General features: G+C 47.0%; 14 protein-coding genes. 13 read left to right on the top strand and 1 reads right to left on the bottom strand.

Annotated elements, in window-relative coordinates; translation table 11 throughout:
- Positions 1-265: 265 nt before the first annotated feature.
- From accD to SK066_RS16100, 5 genes are all read left to right on the top strand, one after another.
- The gene (gene accD, locus SK066_RS16120; protein WP_320542244.1) at positions 266-1,168 is read left to right on the top strand and encodes an acetyl-CoA carboxylase, carboxyltransferase subunit beta; all 903 of its coding nucleotides are present in this window, start codon (positions 266-268) and stop codon (positions 1,166-1,168) included.
- A complete protein-coding gene (locus tag SK066_RS16115) occupies positions 1,169-2,275 on the top strand; it encodes an acetyl-CoA carboxylase carboxyltransferase subunit alpha (RefSeq protein ID WP_320542243.1) in 1,107 nt (368 codons plus the stop codon).
- Positions 2,276-2,525: 250 nt separating this feature from the next.
- The gene (gene pyk, locus SK066_RS16110) at positions 2,526-3,950 is read left to right on the top strand and encodes a pyruvate kinase (RefSeq protein WP_188773937.1); all 1,425 of its coding nucleotides are present in this window, start codon (positions 2,526-2,528) and stop codon (positions 3,948-3,950) included.
- 484 nt (positions 3,951-4,434) lie between these two features.
- A complete protein-coding gene (locus SK066_RS16105) occupies positions 4,435-4,953 on the top strand; it encodes an acyl-CoA thioesterase (protein WP_320542242.1) in 519 nt (172 codons plus the stop codon).
- Between the two features lie 16 nt (positions 4,954-4,969).
- Entirely contained in the window at positions 4,970-5,362 is a 393-nt protein-coding gene (locus SK066_RS16100; protein WP_188773939.1) for an FxsA family protein, read from the top strand.
- A gap of 332 nt (positions 5,363-5,694) precedes the next feature.
- On the opposite strand, the gene ytvI is transcribed toward SK066_RS16100, so the two are convergent.
- Entirely contained in the window at positions 5,695-6,810 is a 1,116-nt protein-coding gene (gene ytvI, locus SK066_RS16095) for a sporulation integral membrane protein YtvI (protein ID WP_320542241.1), read from the bottom strand.
- A gap of 298 nt (positions 6,811-7,108) precedes the next feature.
- Between ytvI and SK066_RS16090 the strand changes: the two genes are divergently transcribed.
- From SK066_RS16090 to pnpS, 8 genes are all read left to right on the top strand, one after another.
- Positions 7,109-8,095 carry a hypothetical protein gene (locus SK066_RS16090; RefSeq protein WP_320542240.1) on the top strand — a complete coding sequence of 329 codons (987 nt, stop codon included), beginning with the start codon at positions 7,109-7,111 and terminating at the stop codon, positions 8,093-8,095.
- Between the two features lie 656 nt (positions 8,096-8,751).
- Complete coding sequence (gene citZ / locus SK066_RS16085; RefSeq protein WP_188773941.1) at positions 8,752-9,864, top strand: citrate synthase; 1,113 nt, start codon at positions 8,752-8,754, stop codon at positions 9,862-9,864.
- Between the two features lie 381 nt (positions 9,865-10,245).
- Positions 10,246-11,541: an NADP-dependent isocitrate dehydrogenase gene (icd, locus tag SK066_RS16080; RefSeq protein ID WP_320542239.1), complete on the top strand. Its 1,296-nt coding sequence runs from the start codon at positions 10,246-10,248 to the stop codon at positions 11,539-11,541.
- An 11-nt stretch (positions 11,542-11,552) separates the two neighbouring features.
- Complete coding sequence (mdh, locus tag SK066_RS16075) at positions 11,553-12,497, top strand: malate dehydrogenase (RefSeq protein WP_320542238.1); 945 nt, start codon at positions 11,553-11,555, stop codon at positions 12,495-12,497.
- A gap of 417 nt (positions 12,498-12,914) precedes the next feature.
- Positions 12,915-13,340: a hypothetical protein gene (locus tag SK066_RS16070; protein ID WP_320542237.1), complete on the top strand. Its 426-nt coding sequence runs from the start codon at positions 12,915-12,917 to the stop codon at positions 13,338-13,340.
- A gap of 552 nt (positions 13,341-13,892) precedes the next feature.
- The gene (locus tag SK066_RS16065) at positions 13,893-14,750 is read left to right on the top strand and encodes an SDR family oxidoreductase (protein ID WP_320542236.1); all 858 of its coding nucleotides are present in this window, start codon (positions 13,893-13,895) and stop codon (positions 14,748-14,750) included.
- Positions 14,751-15,404: 654 nt separating this feature from the next.
- Complete coding sequence (locus tag SK066_RS16060; RefSeq protein WP_320542235.1) at positions 15,405-16,388, top strand: bile acid:sodium symporter family protein; 984 nt, start codon at positions 15,405-15,407, stop codon at positions 16,386-16,388.
- Positions 16,389-16,397: 9 nt separating this feature from the next.
- On the top strand, positions 16,398-18,215 hold the full coding sequence (pnpS, locus tag SK066_RS16055; protein ID WP_320542234.1) for a two-component system histidine kinase PnpS: 1,818 nt from the start codon (positions 16,398-16,400) through the stop codon (positions 18,213-18,215).
- Positions 18,216-18,219 lie beyond the last annotated feature (4 nt).

Genomic DNA, 18,219 nt, shown 5'->3' with positions numbered 1-18,219 from the left:
CGATTTATTGTGTTGTCTCTTTGTTGCGGTAAAAAAGTGTGGTATGGTATCATTATCCCATTATGTGGGCTTACCACGTCCGGTTTTCACATCCCTGATGATCTGCCAGCAGACAGGTCCGGATGAAGTCCGGTTATACACGTTATTGATCTGGTAGCGCATACGCGCCTTAGGGCACAGCGCGCTAGCAGAATTACACGCTAATCATGCAGCAAACGCACATTGATAAACCGGGGAATAAGTATACGTCTGAAGAGGTGTAGTTGTGTTTAGAGATTTATTCCAAAAGAAAAAAAAATATGCGACCATTCCTTCACAACGTTGGAGCAATGAGCCCGCATCAGATGATGAGCAGCCACAGGAACGCCCAAAACGTGAAATTCCCGAAGGCCTGATGAACAAGTGCAGCAAATGTGGCACGATTCATTACAGTAAAGAGCTCGAAAAGAACCTTAAGGTATGCAGCAATTGTGGCTACCATATGCGTCTAAATGCGATCGAACGCATCGTTATGACTGTGGACGAGGGTAAATTCACCGAGATGGATGCAGGATTGGAATCGATCGATCCGCTGAACTTCCCAGGCTACGCGCAAAAGCTGGAGCAGCAAAAGATGAACTCGGGTCTACGTGACGCGGTAATTACCGGTCAAGGCGAGATCGATGGTCATCCGGTTATGCTTGCTGTGATGAGCTTTGACTTTTTCAGCGGTAGTATGGGCTCGGTTGTTGGGGAAAAAATTACCCGTGCTATCGAAGCAGCTGACGAGGGTGGCTTGCCACTAATCATGTTCTCCACTTCTGGCGGAGCACGGATGCAGGAAAGCATCATCAGTCTGATGCAAATGGCGAAGACAAGCGCAGCGCTTGCACGCTATCAGGAGAACGGCGGACTGTACATATCCGTCATTACCGATCCAACGATGGGTGGCGTATCCGCCAGCTTTGCGATGCTGGGCGATATTATTATCGCTGAGCCGGGCGCACTGTTTGGCTTTGCTGGACGCATCGTTATTGAACAGACGATCCGTCAAAAGCTGCCGGATAACTTCCAGACCGCCGAGTTCAACCTGGAGCACGGACAGCTGGATATGGTCACACATCGTAAGGATATGAAGTCCATGCTGGGCGATCTGCTGGACTATCATACGGGAAAAGGGGGATTTTAAGTGGCAGGAGAGATGCCTTTTGAAATGCCTCTCGTTGAATTGCGCAAAAAAATCGACGAGCTGAAGCAGTTTAGCCAGGATAAGGAAATTGATTTTACCGACGAAATTAACCGTCTGGAAGAGCGTTATCGCCAGATGGAAGGTGAAATTTATACGAATATCAGTGCCGCGCAGAAAATGCATCTGGCGCGTAATCAGCAGCGTCCAACAACGCTTGATCTGATCCCGCTGATCTTCACCGACTTTATCGAGCTGCACGGCGACCGCATGTTCGGTGACGATCTGGCAATCGTGGGAGGTCTCGCACGTCTGGAAGGCAAGCCGATAACGATTATCGGTCACCAGCGTGGTAAAGATACGAAGGATAATATTGCCCGTTTCTTTGGCAGTCCACACCCGGAAGGATTCCGTAAATCAATCCGTCTGATGAAGCAAGCCGAGAAATTCGGACGTCCGATTGTGACGTTTATTGATACCAAAGGTGCGTATCCGGGTAATACAGCAGAGGAGCGCGGTCAGTCTGAAGCGATCGCCCGCAGTCTGTGGGAGATGGCGAAGCTACGTGTGCCTGTAGTATGTGTAGTCATCGGTGAAGGCGGTAGTGGCGGCGCGCTGGCGATTGCTGTCGGTAACCGGGTACTCATGCTGGAGCATGCGATCTATTCTGCTATTTCGCCTAATGGTGCAGCCTCCATTCTGTGGAAGGATGCGTCCAAGGCAGATCAGGCAGCCGAAGCGATGAAGATCACAGCAGAGGATTTGCTAGGAATGGAGATCATCGAAGGCATCGTGCCTGAGCCGCAAGGCGGAGCGCACAAGGATTATGAGGAAACAGCTGCTGCGATCAAGCAGGAACTGCTTCACCATTTACAAGAGCTTGCTGGGATGGATGCAGAAGCGCTTGTATTGGATCGTTATAACAAATTCCGCAAAATTGGCGAATTTGTAGAAAAGCAGATTTCGACCAGCTTCGGAACACCAGATCAACAGGAACAAGGCACGGAGGCGACAGAGCAAGTAGCAGTCGCCGATGAAGACAGTGAGCATCTGTCTTCGGTTACGAACGCTTTCCATAACAGTGATTCGACGGATGCACTGCCTCACTAAGTGCTCCCACCGTCACAGCGTGTAATCATCGATGCCGTCCATGCCTCCCGGCAGGGAAGGTCATGGGCGGTATTGGTGCGTTTGGGAGGATATGGATGGCGACAGGGTGGCGGGATAAATATTGTCCATCTCCTGTATACAAAAGCGCGAATTTGTAGTAAATTTAATTGTTGGGGCCTGTTTGCTGTGAGGCGACAGGTTATGTTGGAAAACACACAATAGAGAGCCTTGAAAACGGAGGAAATCAATTATGCGCAAAACGAAGATTGTATGTACGATTGGACCTGCAAGTGAGTCCCTGGAGAACACAAAGAAGCTGATCATGGCAGGTATGAACGTAGCCCGTCTGAACTTCTCTCACGGTGATTTCGAAGAGCACGGCAACCGTATCAAAAACATTAAGCAGGCAACCCAGGAGCTGGGCAAAACTGTAGCGATTCTGCTGGATACAAAGGGTCCTGAGATCCGTATCGGCAAGCTGAAAGAAGAGCCTATCGATCTGGTACAAGATGAGTACATCACGCTGACTACCGAAGAGATTCTGGGCGACCAGCATCGTCTGACTGTATCCTATCAGGATCTGCCAAGCGACGTTGAAGTAGGCTCCACAATTCTGATCGACGACGGTCTGATCGGACTGAGCGTTGTACAGGTACAAGGTACAGAAATTAAGTGCCGTATCGTAAACGGTGGTCAAATCAAAGGCCGTAAAGGTGTAAACGTACCGGGCGTAAACATCTCTCTGCCAGGCATCACAGAAAAAGATGCGAATGACATTATTTTCGGTATTGAGCAGGGTGTTGACTTCATCGCTGCCTCCTTCGTGCGTAAAGCAAGCGACGTACTGGAAATTCGTGAGCTGCTGGAGCAAAAAGGTGCTAAGCACGTTCAAATCATCTCCAAAATCGAGAACCAGCAAGGTGTAGACAACCTGGAAGAAATTCTGGAAGTGTCTGATGGTCTGATGGTAGCTCGTGGTGACCTCGGCGTAGAAATTCCAGCTGAGCAAGTACCATTGGTACAAAAACAAATGATCGAAAAATGTAATCGTGCCGGCAAACCGGTAATCACGGCTACACAAATGCTGGATTCCATGCAACGTAACCCGCGTCCGACTCGTGCGGAAGCAAGTGACGTAGCGAACGCAATTTTCGACGGTACAGATGCAATCATGCTGTCCGGCGAAACAGCTGCGGGTAAATACCCAGTAGAATCCGTACTGACAATGTCCCGTATCGCTGAAAAAGCGGAATCTGCACTGAACTACCGTGAGATCTTCCTGAAGCAAAGCCATGCACAGCAAACAACAGTAACGGAAGCAATCAGCCAATCCGTAGCAAGCTGCGCAATGGATCTGAATGCAACAGCGATCATTTCCTCTACAGAGTCCGGTCACACGGCTCGCGTGGTAGCGAAATATCGTCCACAGGCACCAATCATCGCGGTAACAACGAACGAGCAAACGATGCGTCGTCTGTCTCTGGCTTGGGGCGTGCACCCGGTTAAAGGTTCACAGGCTCACTCCACAGACGAGCTGTTCAACGTTGCTCTGCAAGGTGGTAAAGATTCCGGTCTGCTTAAAGATGGCGATCTGGTTGTAATCACAGCTGGTATCCCACTGGGTAAATCCGGTTCCACAAACCTGATCAAAGTAGCACAAATGTCCTCGAACTAATCGAAGACCCGTGTTTTATAGCATAAGCAAAAAAGCAGTGGCATTGTCCATTGCTTTTTTTGCTGATTTTAGAAACGAAAAGTATGCTAATACGTACACATCAGTGTGAGCGACCTCCTCACACGAGGTTCAATGAAAAAAGGATTTTTGCGAAGCAAAATATCCATACATTAGTGTGAGCGACCTCCTCACACGAGGTTCAATGAAAAAAGGATTTTTGCGAAGCAAAATATCCATACATTAGTGTGAGCGACCTCCTCACACGAGGTTCAATGAAAAAAGGATTTTTGCGAAGCAAAATATCCATACTACAGTGTGAGCGATTTCCTCACACGAGGTTCAATAAAAAAAGGATTTTTGCAAAGCAAAATATCCATACTACAGTGTGAGCGATCTCCTCACACGTAATCCAATGAAAAAGCGGCTATACGTTTGCTTACCTATAGCCTTGAACAGACTGCAATGATGATTGGGAGAGTGAAGTATGAGCAAGCAACAATTGAATCTGCCTAGTAGCTGGCACGGGATTGCTTTTCGTGTTCGTTATCAGGAAAATGACCCGATGGGTGTCGTGTATCATACCAACTATTTGAACTGGTTTGAATTGGGACGTACCGAGATGATTCGTGATCTGGGCTTCCGTTATCGCGATATGGAGCAGGCAGGCGTGCTGCTGCCGCTAATCGATGCTTCCCTGGCGTATGGTCGTCCAGCCAGATATGATGATCGAGTAGCCGTATATACACGTATTGTGAATTTCTCACGTTTGCGAATCGACTACGAGTATCGTATCCATCTACTCGCAGATGATGATCTGTCAGTAGGCGATGCATCGGCAGCGGGGACAAGACCGATATTTACAGCAGACGATGAGCTGCCTGGCGAGCCGCTTACGAGTGGTTCAACACGGCATGTATGGGTGAATCGTGAGTTCGCTCCGATCCGGCTTGATAAAGTGTTGCCATCGCTGTATGATGCACTTGTACGGTCCTTGCAGGACTAGAGAGGAGAGCTATCGTTTGAAAAAGTGGATTGCTGCATGCATTATTATTATACCGCTACTGGAGTGGTACGTTTTCCTACAAATGATTGATTGGATCGGCGGCTGGAATACGCTATTTCTGCTTATTGTGACATCGTTGATTGGCGTAGTGATGATGCGCTTTGAAGGTCGCAAGGTGCTTGAAGATACACGTGCTCTAATTGAAGCGAATCAGCCACCAGGACGTAAAATGCTCGATGGATTATGTGTGTTTATCGGTGGTATTATGCTCGTCCTGCCTGGTTTTGTATTGGATGTAGTAGGCTTCACGCTTGTATTTCCACTCACCCGACCACTTTATCGCAATTTGCTGCTCAAATGGATTGAAAAGCGTATGAAAAATGGCTCGATTACGATTTATCGTCCATAAACATAAGCGATAGTGCTTATGCGAACTTTTGAATTTGATAATGACCACCCTGTTCATGGTGATCAAAATAGAAGCCTTTCATCGTCATCGAAGTGGAGCAGTCCACTTGCCAGACGGTGAAAGGCTTTATTTGTGCAGGTGTTCATAAAATACGTTAATGAAGCGTATACGCAAACTTGCATGAATGTAAGCCGTACAGAGCAGAGTCGATCCCCTTAATCTTTATGAAAGGGGTATCTTCACTCAGTAAAACCTCAGCAAGACAGTTTGCGTACATACGCTAGATAAGTGAAGTCACATCTTTTCAGAAAGTACGATTCCACAGGTAGTCCTCAGCGAACCTTCCCATTTACAATATAATTCCGTAGATCGCGAAATACATTGGCACGATTGAGCGCAGCTACTAGTACGAGTGTAACAGGCCCGATAATCAGACCGAGTGCGCCGAATAGCTTCAAGCCGACGAACATACTGATAAGTGTTGCGAGTGGATCAAGCCCGACATTGCTGGCAAGGATTTTCGGCTCCATCATCTGGCGTACGATCAATACAATCACATACAGTACACCCAGACCGATACCGAGGCCCACATTGTCGCTCATAAAGCTATAGATGGCCCACGGCACCATTACAATCCCAACACCGAGATAGGGCAGCAGATCGACCAGACCGATGAGCAGGCCGATGATCAGCGCAGAAGGCACCTGCAAAATGAATAAGCCTACGATCACGATCAAGCCTGTAATCGAAATCAAAATGACCTGTGCCTTAATATAGCCGAACAGAGCCTTTTGCAGATCGTTCCAGATCGCGGTTGCAGGTTGCCGCACAGTAGCAGGGAACCAGCCGGATACGATACGAGTGTGCCGCTCCCAGCTATTACTAATGAAGAAAGCCGACAGCACAACGACCACGATAATCCAGGCAAAGTTAGGTAGCGCCGTAAGGAAATCAAGCACATAATTCAAAATGCTTGTGACGATTCCGCTAACCATACCGGTTAAGCTTTGCGTGGTCTGTGTTAAATTGTCATTCAAGGCGCCCTGCGCTTGTCCCTGCTGTAAAAATCCATTGATCTGATCAATGATCGACTGAATACGATCATTTTTCGTCCAGCCGACAAACATATCACGCCAGCTATCGATATGATCGTTAAACGAATCCATTAAAGAGATCGTTTCCTGCACAAGTCGCGTAATGAGCAGCGATAGAATCGTGAGCACACCGCCAAAGTACACCAGCAAGGAAAGAGAGACGGCGAGCCAGCGCGGAAAGCGAAGCCGTTTTTGTAATAAACGTACCAGTGGGTTCATCGCATAGGCGAATAACCACGCCAGTAGTAGCGGATAAAGTAAGGGAAACAGATAGCGTATGCCGATCGCCGTTAACACGATCACAATCAACACCCATATTCCCCGCACAATCCGTCCACGGATCATAGGATTCAAGTAGTTTGTACTCCTTTCGATCGATCTATAGTGCCAGACAGCAAAATCCGATCTACTCGCCATGCCAGCAAGATTATGTAATACCGTTCATAGTAAGAGTTAAACGAGCAAGCAGACCTTTGAAACGAATTCAGCTAGCAAGCGATATTCATTATTTTGCTCCAATTCCGATAATATACATTGGTGGGTGTGATAGTAAACCGATATGGAGAGGAATTGTGATGTATTTATGTTTAATCAAAATATGAAAATGAGTTTGTTATTTGTGATGGTCGTTCTATTATTGGGAGGTGCTGTATTGCCTTCACCTGTAGGAGCAGCAGGTACAACCGGATCAACCGCAGTGGAAAATATGGTCTTTTCGATACCTGCCAATACATTTTGCGATCAATCGCATATGGTTGAGCTATCGCTTAATATTACGAACCTGAGTAAAAGCGAGCAAGGCATCAAGCTAGAGCTGATGAAGATGGATGGAACGTCCTTCGCTGCGGCAGGCACTACGTATAATGGAATCAAGTCCGATCTGGTGCCAGGTGCGAGTGTGAAGATTGCAGCGGGTCACACAGGTACATATCACTTTACTTTTGGTGGACAGACGAGCAATTGTGCCGATCGTCCATTTGTCGGTACATTGACAACAACAGGCACAAGTGAAGCCCAGCTAGTTGCCTCTGGCTTTGTGAGTAGCTCGCTCTATAGCGTACCAGTCATTATTAATGGCGGTATGGTATGGAACGCGACGTCTGCGGCTGATAACACGACTCCACCTACTCCTGCTCCAACGCCTGTTCCGATCAACCAGCCTGTAGATGGATGCAGTGTAACACAGACGAATTCACTCATTCACGCGATGTCAGCCAATCAGGATGTATATGGCACTGCGACTTCAAGCAGTATTGATACTGTCTGGAATACACAGCCATTTCGTGCTTTTGATAACAGTTGCTCTCCATTTTCAACACAAAATGGAGAGATCAAAGGCTGGCTCGCTTATGAATTTAAAGCAGCAAAAACGGTAACTTCCTATTCGCTCCAAATGAAGCAGGGTGACACGCAATATGGCTATGTACAATCACTAAAAGCGTGGGTATTTGAAGCTTATGACGGCAAAGCATGGACGACATTGGATACTCGTAGCGGTATTACTGGATGGACAACCACCAAAGCTAATGTGTATACAATCGATAATAAGCAGGCATACAACAAATACCGCATTCGCTTTTTAGAAAATAACGGCGGTAATCTGGTATGTATTAGTGAAATGGGCATGATGGGTTATTAAGCTCTGGACAGGTTATACACTGATCGCATAAGCTTGCTCGTTCAAGTTGCCATCCTGTATACAGTAGCCATGATGCAAGTTGAAGCAAAACGTATACAGGCTAGAGCATTGTAATCAAACACAATGCACTATAATGAATAATATTGAATATTTATTCTTATAAATGAATATATAAACGAAAACTGATATGTTGATGGATATAAGTTCTAGCTGTGCATAGATGTGCAGAAGACATATCAAGTAACCAATAACGCTGTCTACACCGTCACCAATCATCCATTTCCAAGCGAGCCGATGATCATTTAACGATCTCAAGGCTCGCTTTTTAACTTCCAGAAGAAGGGAAAAAACGTTGATAAAATGGTAAATTTCGCAGTAATCTATTAGGTATGCAAAGGTTTACAAAAAAAAGTTATCCTCGTGATAAAACAATTTGATATACTAACAATATCTACTTTTGTTCACAAGTCCGTCAAAATAAAGTATGATGATATAAGGTTCTTGGAAGGTTAGTGGCAGGTGTAAGGTCCGGCGATGACAATTTACCCCGATTCCTGCATACAGTAATCTTCATTTTTTACATTTTTAAAAATGTAACGGTTTTCATTTACAAATTGGACAAACTTCAAGAATCGTTCTGCAAAGGAGAGAAGAATATGACAGCTACCAAAGGTTTGGAAGGCGTTGTCGCTGCAAGCTCATCCATTAGCTCCATTGTTGATGGAGTTTTAACGTACCGTGGGTACAATATTGATGACCTGGCTGTGAACGCTAGCTTTGAGGAAGTCGCGTATTTGCTCTGGTTTGGTAAGCTGCCAAATCAGAACGAGCTTGACCAGTTACAAAAGGATCTGGATAAATATGCAGTATTGCCGGATGCACTTATCGAACAAATCAAACTGTACCCTAAAAATATGAACCGTATGGCTGCTCTGCGTAGTGCGGTGTCTGCACTGGCACTGTATGATGAGGATGCCGACGACATGAGCCTGGAAGCGAATCAGCAAAAGGCGATCAAGCTGCAAGCACAGCTGCCAGCGATCGTTGCTGTACTGGGACGCATTTCCGAGGGACAGGAGCCTGTTGCACCGCTTCAAGGTGTATCGATTGCACATAATTTCCTCTATATGCTGACTGGCAAAGAACCGGATCAAGTTGCGATCAAAGCACTGGATCAGGCGCTTGTGCTGCATGCTGACCACGAGCTGAATGCCTCTACATTTGCAGCTCGCGTAACCGTAGCTACGCTGTCGGATATTTATTCCGGCGTAACGTCTGCGATTGGCGCACTCAAAGGCCCACTGCATGGTGGTGCAAATGAGGCGGTAATGAAAATGCTGGAAGAGATCGGTTCCCCGGACAATCTGGAGAGCTATATCCAATCCAAGCTGGATAACAAGGAAAAGATCATGGGCTTCGGTCACCGTGTCTACAAAAACGGCGATCCACGTGCCAAGCACCTGCAACAGATGTCCCGTGAGCTGGGTGAGCTGAACAACGATCTGACGCTGTATGATATGAGCGTTCGTATCGAAGAGATCATCACCGAGCGTAAAGGTCTCAAGCCGAATGTCGATTTCTATTCCGCTTCCATGTACACGATGCTGGGCATTCCGCGTAATCTGTTTACGCCGATTTTTGCGATTAGCCGTGTATCCGGATGGTCGGCTCACATTCTGGAGCAGTATGAAAATAACCGCATTATCCGCCCGCGTGCTGAGTATGTTGGTCCAACAGAGCAACAGTACAGCCCGGTAGAAGCACGCTAATTTGGCGTGTCTTTTGAGGCGATGTATTACACAGTATACAAATCCCGCTTTTCAATAACTTCCAGTGTCTGCTAAAATAAATACAACCGTTGTCTGAAGCGCATGTCAGTGATGTTGTTCACACCATATCGTGAAGAGCAAGCAGCCTACATGGAGCCGGAACGCTGGAGACCATCCAAGCGTAACGGCTTCGCGTGCGCATGTGTGCTTAACGATCGGGCAGAGTCTGTAGGTTCAATGAACGTCAGCCTTGTGGTGAATAGAGTTCACACGTATGCGCTATCAAACATAAACGGGTTGTTTTTCCCGGCGATGCTGTGGCTTTGAAAAGCTAACGGGACACGATCGATTATAGAATGAATCTGAGGAGGAACTTCAATCATGCCGAACTTTGAAAAGTACGAACTGCCAACTGCTGGTGAGCAAATCACCATTGACAATGGAACACTTCAGGTGCCTAACAACCCGATCATCCCTTATATCGAAGGTGACGGAACTGGCCGTGACATCTGGAAAGCTTCCGTTCGAGTTCTGGATGCAGCTGTAGATAAAGCTTACGGCGGCTCCAAAAAGATTGCATGGTACGAAGTATTCGCCGGTGAGAAAGCATTTAATACATACGGCGAATGGCTGCCAGCTGATACGCTGGAAGCAATCCGCGAGTACATCGTGGCGATCAAAGGCCCTCTGACTACACCAATCGGTGGCGGTATCCGTTCCCTGAACGTTGCCCTGCGTCAAGAGCTGGATCTTTACGTGTGCCTGCGTCCAGTACGTTACTTTGACGGCGTTCCTTCGCCTGTAAAACGTCCTGAGCTGGTAGACATGGTTATTTTCCGTGAAAACACAGAGGACATCTATGCAGGTATCGAGTATCAAGAAGGTACAGAAGAAGTGAAAAAAGTACTGGAATTCCTGAAAAACGAAATGGGCGTTAACAAAATTCGTTTCCCAGAAACATCCGGTATCGGTATTAAGCCTGTATCCGAGGAAGGCTCCAAGCGTCTGGTTCGTGCAGCGGTACAATACGCAATCGACCACAGCCGTAAGAGCGTTACACTCGTACACAAAGGCAATATCATGAAATTTACAGAAGGCGCGTTCAAAAACTGGGGCTACGAAGTGGCTGAAGCTGAATTCGGCGACAAAGTATTCACATGGGCGCAATACGATAAAATCAAAGACGAGCAAGGCACAGATGCAGCAAATGCTGCACAAAAAGCAGCTGAAGATGCTGGCAAAATCATCGTAAAAGATGCGATTGCTGATATCGCGCTGCAACAAGTACTGACTCGTCCATCCGAGTTTGATGTAATCGCAACGCTGAACCTGAACGGTGACTATCTGTCCGATGCACTGGCTGCACAGGTTGGCGGTATCGGTATCGCACCGGGCGCAAATATCAACTATGTAACAGGACACGCGATCTTCGAAGCAACTCACGGTACTGCACCGAAGTATGCGGACAAAGACGTAGTAAACCCTGGTTCTGTTATTCTGTCCGGCGTTATGATGCTGGAACATCTGGGCTGGCAGGAAGCGGCTGACCTGATCTACAAAGGTCTGGAAACGTCGATCAACAACAAAACCGTAACGTATGACTTTGCTCGTCTGATGGATGGAGCAACCGAAGTGAAATGCTCCGAGTTTGCCGATAAAGTAATCGAAAACATGTAGGAGGATGCTTCATGACAGCGATTAAGCGCAAAAAGATCACGATCGTGGGCGCCGGTTTTACCGGTGCAACCACTGCTTTGATGATAGCCCAGAAGGAACTTGGCGATGTAGTGCTGGTAGATATTCCGCAGCTCGAAAACCCAACCAAGGGAAAAGCGCTTGATATGCTAGAAGCAAGTCCGGTTCAAGGCTTCGACAGCCGGATTCGCGGTACAGCAGATTATGCGGATACCGCAAGCTCGGATATCGTCATCATTACGGCAGGTGTTGCCCGCAAGCCGGGCATGAGTCGCGATGATCTGGTTAATACGAATGCAGGGATTGTCCGTGCCGTATGCGAACAGGTCAAGCAGCACTCGCCAGAATCGATTGTCATTATTTTGAGTAATCCGGTCGATGCCATGACCTATGTAGCTTACGAAACACTCGGCTTCCCGAAAAATCGTGTCATCGGACAATCCGGTGTACTGGATACGGCACGTTACTGTACCTTTATCGCCGAAGCGCTCAACGTATCGGTTGAGGATGTACGTGGCTTTGTGCTTGGCGGTCACGGCGACGATATGGTGCCGCTCATCCGTTACTCCAGTGTCGGCGGTATTCCGATCGATACACTCCTTTCACCCGAGCAATTAGAAGCGATCGTACAGCGCACCCGTGTGGGTGGCGGCGAGATCGTCAATCTGCTTGGTAACGGCAGCGCCTACTATGCGCCTGCTGCGGCACTAACCCAGATGACGGAAGCAATCCTGAAGGACAAAAAGCGCATTCTACCTGTTATCGCCTTCCTCGAAGGCGAATACGGCTATGATAGCCTGTTCCTCGGCGTTCCTGTTATTTTAGGTGGCGATGGAATCGAACGCATTTTCGAGCTGGAGCTGACTGAAGACGAGCAATCTGCTCTCAACAAATCAGCCGACTCCGTTCGTAGCGTATTGCAGATCGTGACACGTTAAAAGAATTGTAGACAGATCAGCTATTGCTGCCATTACCGATTCTTTGTTCATACGATGTACGGTACTCAATCTAGTTGATTCGATAGCCTGAGAGCCCTTAATCTTCCGCGACTGCGGTAAAGGTTAGGGGCTCTTTTTTGCTTTTCGGGAAGATTTCCTCGGCTCCATTCAAGTTTCTCTTCTCATTCTTTGACGCAGTGTTATATGTGGTACCACCATAAAGTACATCATCAAACCTATGGAGTATTTTGGAACAAGCTATATTTTTGACAATAGTTTGGTTAAAATAAGATTGCAAAGGATCTTGCCCAGCGTTAATCGGTTAAGGTTGAAGCCGTATTCAACTTGATTTTCCAACCGATTTGAAATGACGCAAAGAGGGAAGATCATAATCTAATCTGATGGGAGAGAAAAGCTTTGGAACGATTTCTCGTGTTTTTGCACATTCTAGGCGCTTTATCGACAGGCTTCTATATTTTGCTGCCGTTTATTGCGGCTAAGTTGCCAGCTCTCGATGGATCATCGCAGTCCGGTGCGATCTCTATTATTCGTGTGCTAAACCGTATCGCTCAGTTCGGACTGATCGTACAGCTGCTCACAGGCGGTTATTTGATGACAAAGGGTACATATTCGATTGCATGGATGGTCATTGTCGTGGTGCTGCTGCTCGCAATCGCTGCACTGGGCGGTATTATGGGTAAGCCACTTCGTCTTGCACTGGCAAACATCCAGCAAAAGCAAGATATCGCTGTCTACACGGGCAAGATCCGTGGGCTAGCGATGGGACTGGCGGTATGTCTGCTCGTGATGACGTTCTTCATGGTGTATCGTCATATTATCTAAATCCATTCCGCTTCAGGTTTAGATTTATAGTGCAAACCGAATCAAGCAAGCCGATCCTGTTCGATATTGAGCAGGATCGGCTTATTTTTATTTTAATGAAAAGGGCGTGTATCTTAGTCATAATCGATGACACCTTATTTTTCATAATAAGCTTTATTGTACATATAAAGCCCTGTTGTTTATGAGAATTATATTGTAAATGAATGGTTTTGCTAAATTCACGAAATAGTTGTCCAACATCTTTCCTATGTATAATTTGCCCATCAAATCCATTTCAGATATAGCTATTTCATCTGAATATAGGCGCAACTATGGAACATAAGCATAACCATAAATGGGTACCAAATAAATGAATTTGAATATCTATATTTCACTATCCGTTCTTCGTTGTTTGTTGAAGGTTGATTATAAATTTAACGTATTTTGTTTAATTGCAAGAGGTGGGTGGTAATAACGCAACGTAGTGAACTGGGAGGCATTTTCCAGTTCAGCGCATTAAGAATGACTTTCTAAAGTTAAATCATCATGCACTGAATGAGAGGAGAACTGAACATGTCCAGTAAACCACAAAGCATACCAGAACAGGATCAATCGTTGCCAGGTCATGAGTCGCAAATGACACCACGTCCACAGTCTCAAGCCACGGAATACAAGGCAGCAGGCAAGCTACAGGGCAAAAGAGCCATCATCACCGGAGGCGATAGTGGAATCGGTCGCTCGGTTGCTGTCCATTTTGCCAAGGAAGGTGCTGACGTTGCGATCATCTATCGTGAAGAGGATCATGACGCAGAAGAAACGAAACGCTATGTTGAGGCCGAAGGACGCAAATGCGTAGCTATCGCAGGTGATATCGGAGACGAGAGCTTTGCACGTTCTGCGGTGGAGCAGGCAGTACAAAGTCTAGGCGGCCTGGATATTGTCGTGAATAATGCAGCAGAGCAGCATGTACAGGAATCGATCGAGGATATTACAGCAGAGCAGCTGGAACGCACTTTCCGCTCGAATATTTTCGGAATGTTCTTTATCACCAAGGCCGCGATGCCGCATCTAAAAGAAGGCTCGACAATTATCAATACAACGTCGATTACTGCTTATCGTGGTAGCCCGACGCTGCTCGATTATTCCTCGACCAAAGGGGCAATCGTTGCCTTTACACGTTCCCTGTCGATGAATCTGGCAGAGAAGGGCATCCGTGTGAATGGTGTAGCACCAGGGCCGATCTGGACACCGCTTATTCCAGCTACCTTTGACCCTGAACGTGTCGGCGAATTCGGACAATCCCAGCCACTGGGACGCCCGGGACAACCAGACGAAGTCGCTCCAGCCTATGTCTATCTGGCAAGTACGGATTCTTCCTATGTGAGCGGTCAGATTATTCATGTCAATGGCGGCGAAGTCGTGAACGGTTAATGATGAATACCATAGCGGTTATACAATAGAGTCAATGTCATTGGGTTAGATGCAATGATATGCATGAGAGGAGCCTTGCGAGGCTCCTTTTGTGTTCTTTAATATAGAAGAAATAGAAGATTGAAGCATAAAGAAATTACATCGAAAAAGAAAACGAAAAGTGAAAGAAAGAGCAAGAATGTATACTAAACTATACATCATCTACAAAGCTATAGAGCTACAAAACCCCAAAACTCAAAACTCAAAACTCAAAACTCAAAACTCAAAACTCAAAACCAATATAACCTGTTATATCCATCCAATACAAAACGTACAAAGATACATACATCATTATCGAATCCTCAACAATCATCCAAACTAAACCTCAAAAACGATCTAAGCTACATCGCCAGATATAAGAACATACTCATTTATGCACACGTTAAACTTTTTGTGACAAATATCCCCATTCGTCGTTAGATTGCTAGCAGAGTATGCTATCATGGAAGATAATCATTTCAAAAAATAGAGTTTGAGCGAGTCATTTTATCACTCCATGCTTGCGTAAAAAGTCAATAAGCAGTCTTAACCAATACAGAATTAGTAAATGCACACCTAGGTCACCTAGCCCGTATCCAACACCGACAAAGAAAGGAACAACCTATGAGGGAAACGATGGACAGCTTTACACGCCTATTTGAAAAATATATGTTTGCGATTATTCCGTGCACGTTATTACTTGGATTTGTATTATCGAAGCAACTGATCGCGTATACGAGCTGGATTCCGTACTTATTTGCCTTTGTTACATTTGTGATGGGCATTGGCTGTGGTAGACAGCATGTACAGGGCGTATTGAAAAAGCCATTACCTGTGCTGCTCACACTTGTGTTAGCCCACGTCATTGCACCGCTGCTTGCGTATGAGCTGGGTACATTATTATTCGGCGCAGGCTCACCGTATACGATTGGACTGGTTTTATTCACAGCGATTCCGCTGGGGGTATCCTCTGTGCTATGGGTGGGCATGTCATCGGGAAATGTAGCGCTAGCTCTCGCACTCGTCATTGTCGATTCGGCGATCAGTCCGTTTGTCGTGCCTGGTCTGATTGAATGGCTATTCGGTGCGAGTATTCAATTTGATACGCTTGGGATGATTCGTGATCTGATGCTTATCATTGTCGTTCCGACCCTCCTCGGTATGGTGGTGTATGAGCTGTCCAGGGGTCAATTTAAGCCATGGTCAGCACCGATCACACAGCCGCTGTCCAAGCTCTGTTTTGCTGGTGTGGTACTACTTAATGCCGCTGCAATTGCGCCACAGCTTAGCGCGCTCAAGGGCGATCTGTTGCTCGTCATTCCTTCGGTGCTCATTACAGTTGCGCTTTGCTATGGACTCGGTTACGTCTGTTCTGGTATACTTCGCGCGAAAGGTCGTGAATTGCCGGTGACGTTGGCGTACACATCTGGAATGCGTAATATATCGGTCGGGATGGTCATTGCGATGGGCTATTTTAGCCCGCAGACCGCGGTTCCTGTTGTGCTCGGCATTATGCTACAGCAGCCGATGGCAACACTACAATATTCCGTATTTCAGCGTGTGGAGGCGTACCGGAGTAGACAACGACTCAAGGAAGCAAACTATATCAAAGGAGATTGACGCAACCGCATGAAACCGTTCCGCATTCGCCTGACTATTATTATTATGCTTCTGCTGGCTGTGCTCGGCCTGGCGGCAGCCTTTACGATGGCGCATATTTACCGAGATTCGCATGAGCAGACGCTGGAAGACAATATGCTACGGGAAATTCGACTTCTGGAGTCCACATTTGCCTTTCAGCCTGTCGGTAGTGAAAATGGGGCACCCTCCAATGAAGTATTTAGCTATTATTCTCGTGAAGCCTTAGAGATCGGGCGGCTAACCGATTCACGTGTTACCTTTATTGAAAAGGACGGCACGGTGATCGGCGATTCTGAAAGCGATCCACGTACGATGAACAATCATGCTAGCCGTGAAGAGATTGTTGCTGCGGCACGTGATGGGGTGGGCAGTGCCGTTCGATACAGCAGCACGCTCAAGGAAAATATGCTATATGTCGCTGCGCCGGTGCAAAAGGCAGGACAGTTTGACGGATATATTCGGCTGTCGATGAGTCTTGTCGCGGTCGAGGATGGTGTGCGTAGCACATGGACAATTATGGGCATTAGCTTGCTTGTGCTGTTTGTGATTGCTGCTCTGGTCAGCTACAGCGTTGCTGCCAGCCTGACGCGTCCGCTGGAGCATATTACACGCGTAGCGAATCGTATTTCTCGTCTCGATTATGGAGCTAGAGTGCGGTTAGATCGTAAAGATGAGATCGGTGATCTGGGCAAGGCGATTGATAATATGGCAGATAGTCTGGAAATGCAGCTCAAGGTCATTCGTGATAACGAGGATCTACTGCAAAGTGTACTCGCCAACATGACAGGTGGTATGGTCATGGTCGATGATGGCGGTAAAATTGCACTCATTAACCGCTTTGCCGAGGAAATGCTCAGCATTAACTCGAAGCGTATGATCGGCAAATCATATCAGGAGCTGAAGCAGCACTACGAGCTGAGCAAGCTGCTCGGTGATGGGCTACGGCGCAAAGAGCGTATCCATGATGAGCAGACGCTATACAATCCAGAGCCACGTCTGATCGAGATTGATGGTGTGCCGATGTTCGAGGATGATGATACGTATCGTGGGATGCTTTTCCTGATTCAGGACGTATCGAATATCCGTCGTTTGGAGCGGATGCGCAGTGAGTTTGTCGCTAACGTATCGCATGAGCTCAAGACGCCGATTGCAGCGGTAAAAGGGTTTGCTGAGACACTGCTGAGCGGTGGGGTAAAGGATGAGCAGACCTCGCGCTCCTTTTTACAAATTATTTATGACGAGAGTGAGCGGCTGAATCGTCTGATCGGTGATATTTTGGAGCTGTCTAAAATCGAATCCAAGCGCTCGCCGCTGAATTTCTCACCGATTCATTTACAGCCATTTTTCGAGACGATTCGGGAAATGCTGAATGCTTCGGCAGCGAAGAAGAATATTACGCTCGATATGCAGGTGCCAGAGGAATTGTTTATGGAGGCAGACGAGGATCGGTTGCGTCAGATTTTTGTGAATTTGATCTCGAATGCGATAAACTATACACAGGATGGCGGACAGGTACGTCTGAATGTACGCGAAACGCTGTCCCAGCAGGGTGATGAGCGGATTATCTTTGATGTGACGGATACGGGGATGGGCATTCCGCGTAAGGACCTGCCACGTATCTTTGAACGCTTTTACCGGGTGGATAAAGCACGCTCACGTAGCTCAGGTGGCACGGGGCTGGGATTATCCATCGTGAAGCACCTGGTAGAGCTGCATCACGGTCAGGTGACCGTGGAGAGCGAGGTTAATATCGGTTCGACCTTTACGGTGAATCTGCCGCTGCTACAGGCTGATGAGACGGAATAAAGGT

It is taken from the genome of Paenibacillus hunanensis, assembly GCF_034055775.1.
GTDB lineage: Bacteria > Bacillota > Bacilli > Paenibacillales > Paenibacillaceae > Saccharibacillus > Saccharibacillus hunanensis.
This window is presented reverse-complemented; position numbering and strand designations above follow the sequence as displayed.

Bases quoted from the DNA above. Each gene is read 5' to 3' on its own strand.
- pyk (WP_188773937.1), top strand. From the start codon at position 2,526: ATGCGCAAAACGAAGATTGTATGTACGATTGGACCTGCAAGTGAGTCC.
- SK066_RS16105 (WP_320542242.1), top strand. From the start codon at position 4,435: ATGAGCAAGCAACAATTGAATCTGCCTAGTAGCTGGCACGGGATTGCT.
- citZ (WP_188773941.1), top strand. From the start codon at position 8,752: ATGACAGCTACCAAAGGTTTGGAAGGCGTTGTCGCTGCAAGCTCATCC.
- icd (WP_320542239.1), top strand. From the start codon at position 10,246: ATGCCGAACTTTGAAAAGTACGAACTGCCAACTGCTGGTGAGCAAATC.
- mdh (WP_320542238.1), top strand. From the start codon at position 11,553: ATGACAGCGATTAAGCGCAAAAAGATCACGATCGTGGGCGCCGGTTTT.
- SK066_RS16065 (WP_320542236.1), top strand. From the start codon at position 13,893: ATGTCCAGTAAACCACAAAGCATACCAGAACAGGATCAATCGTTGCCA.
- SK066_RS16060 (WP_320542235.1), top strand. From the start codon at position 15,405: ATGGACAGCTTTACACGCCTATTTGAAAAATATATGTTTGCGATTATT.
- pnpS (WP_320542234.1), top strand. From the start codon at position 16,398: ATGAAACCGTTCCGCATTCGCCTGACTATTATTATTATGCTTCTGCTG.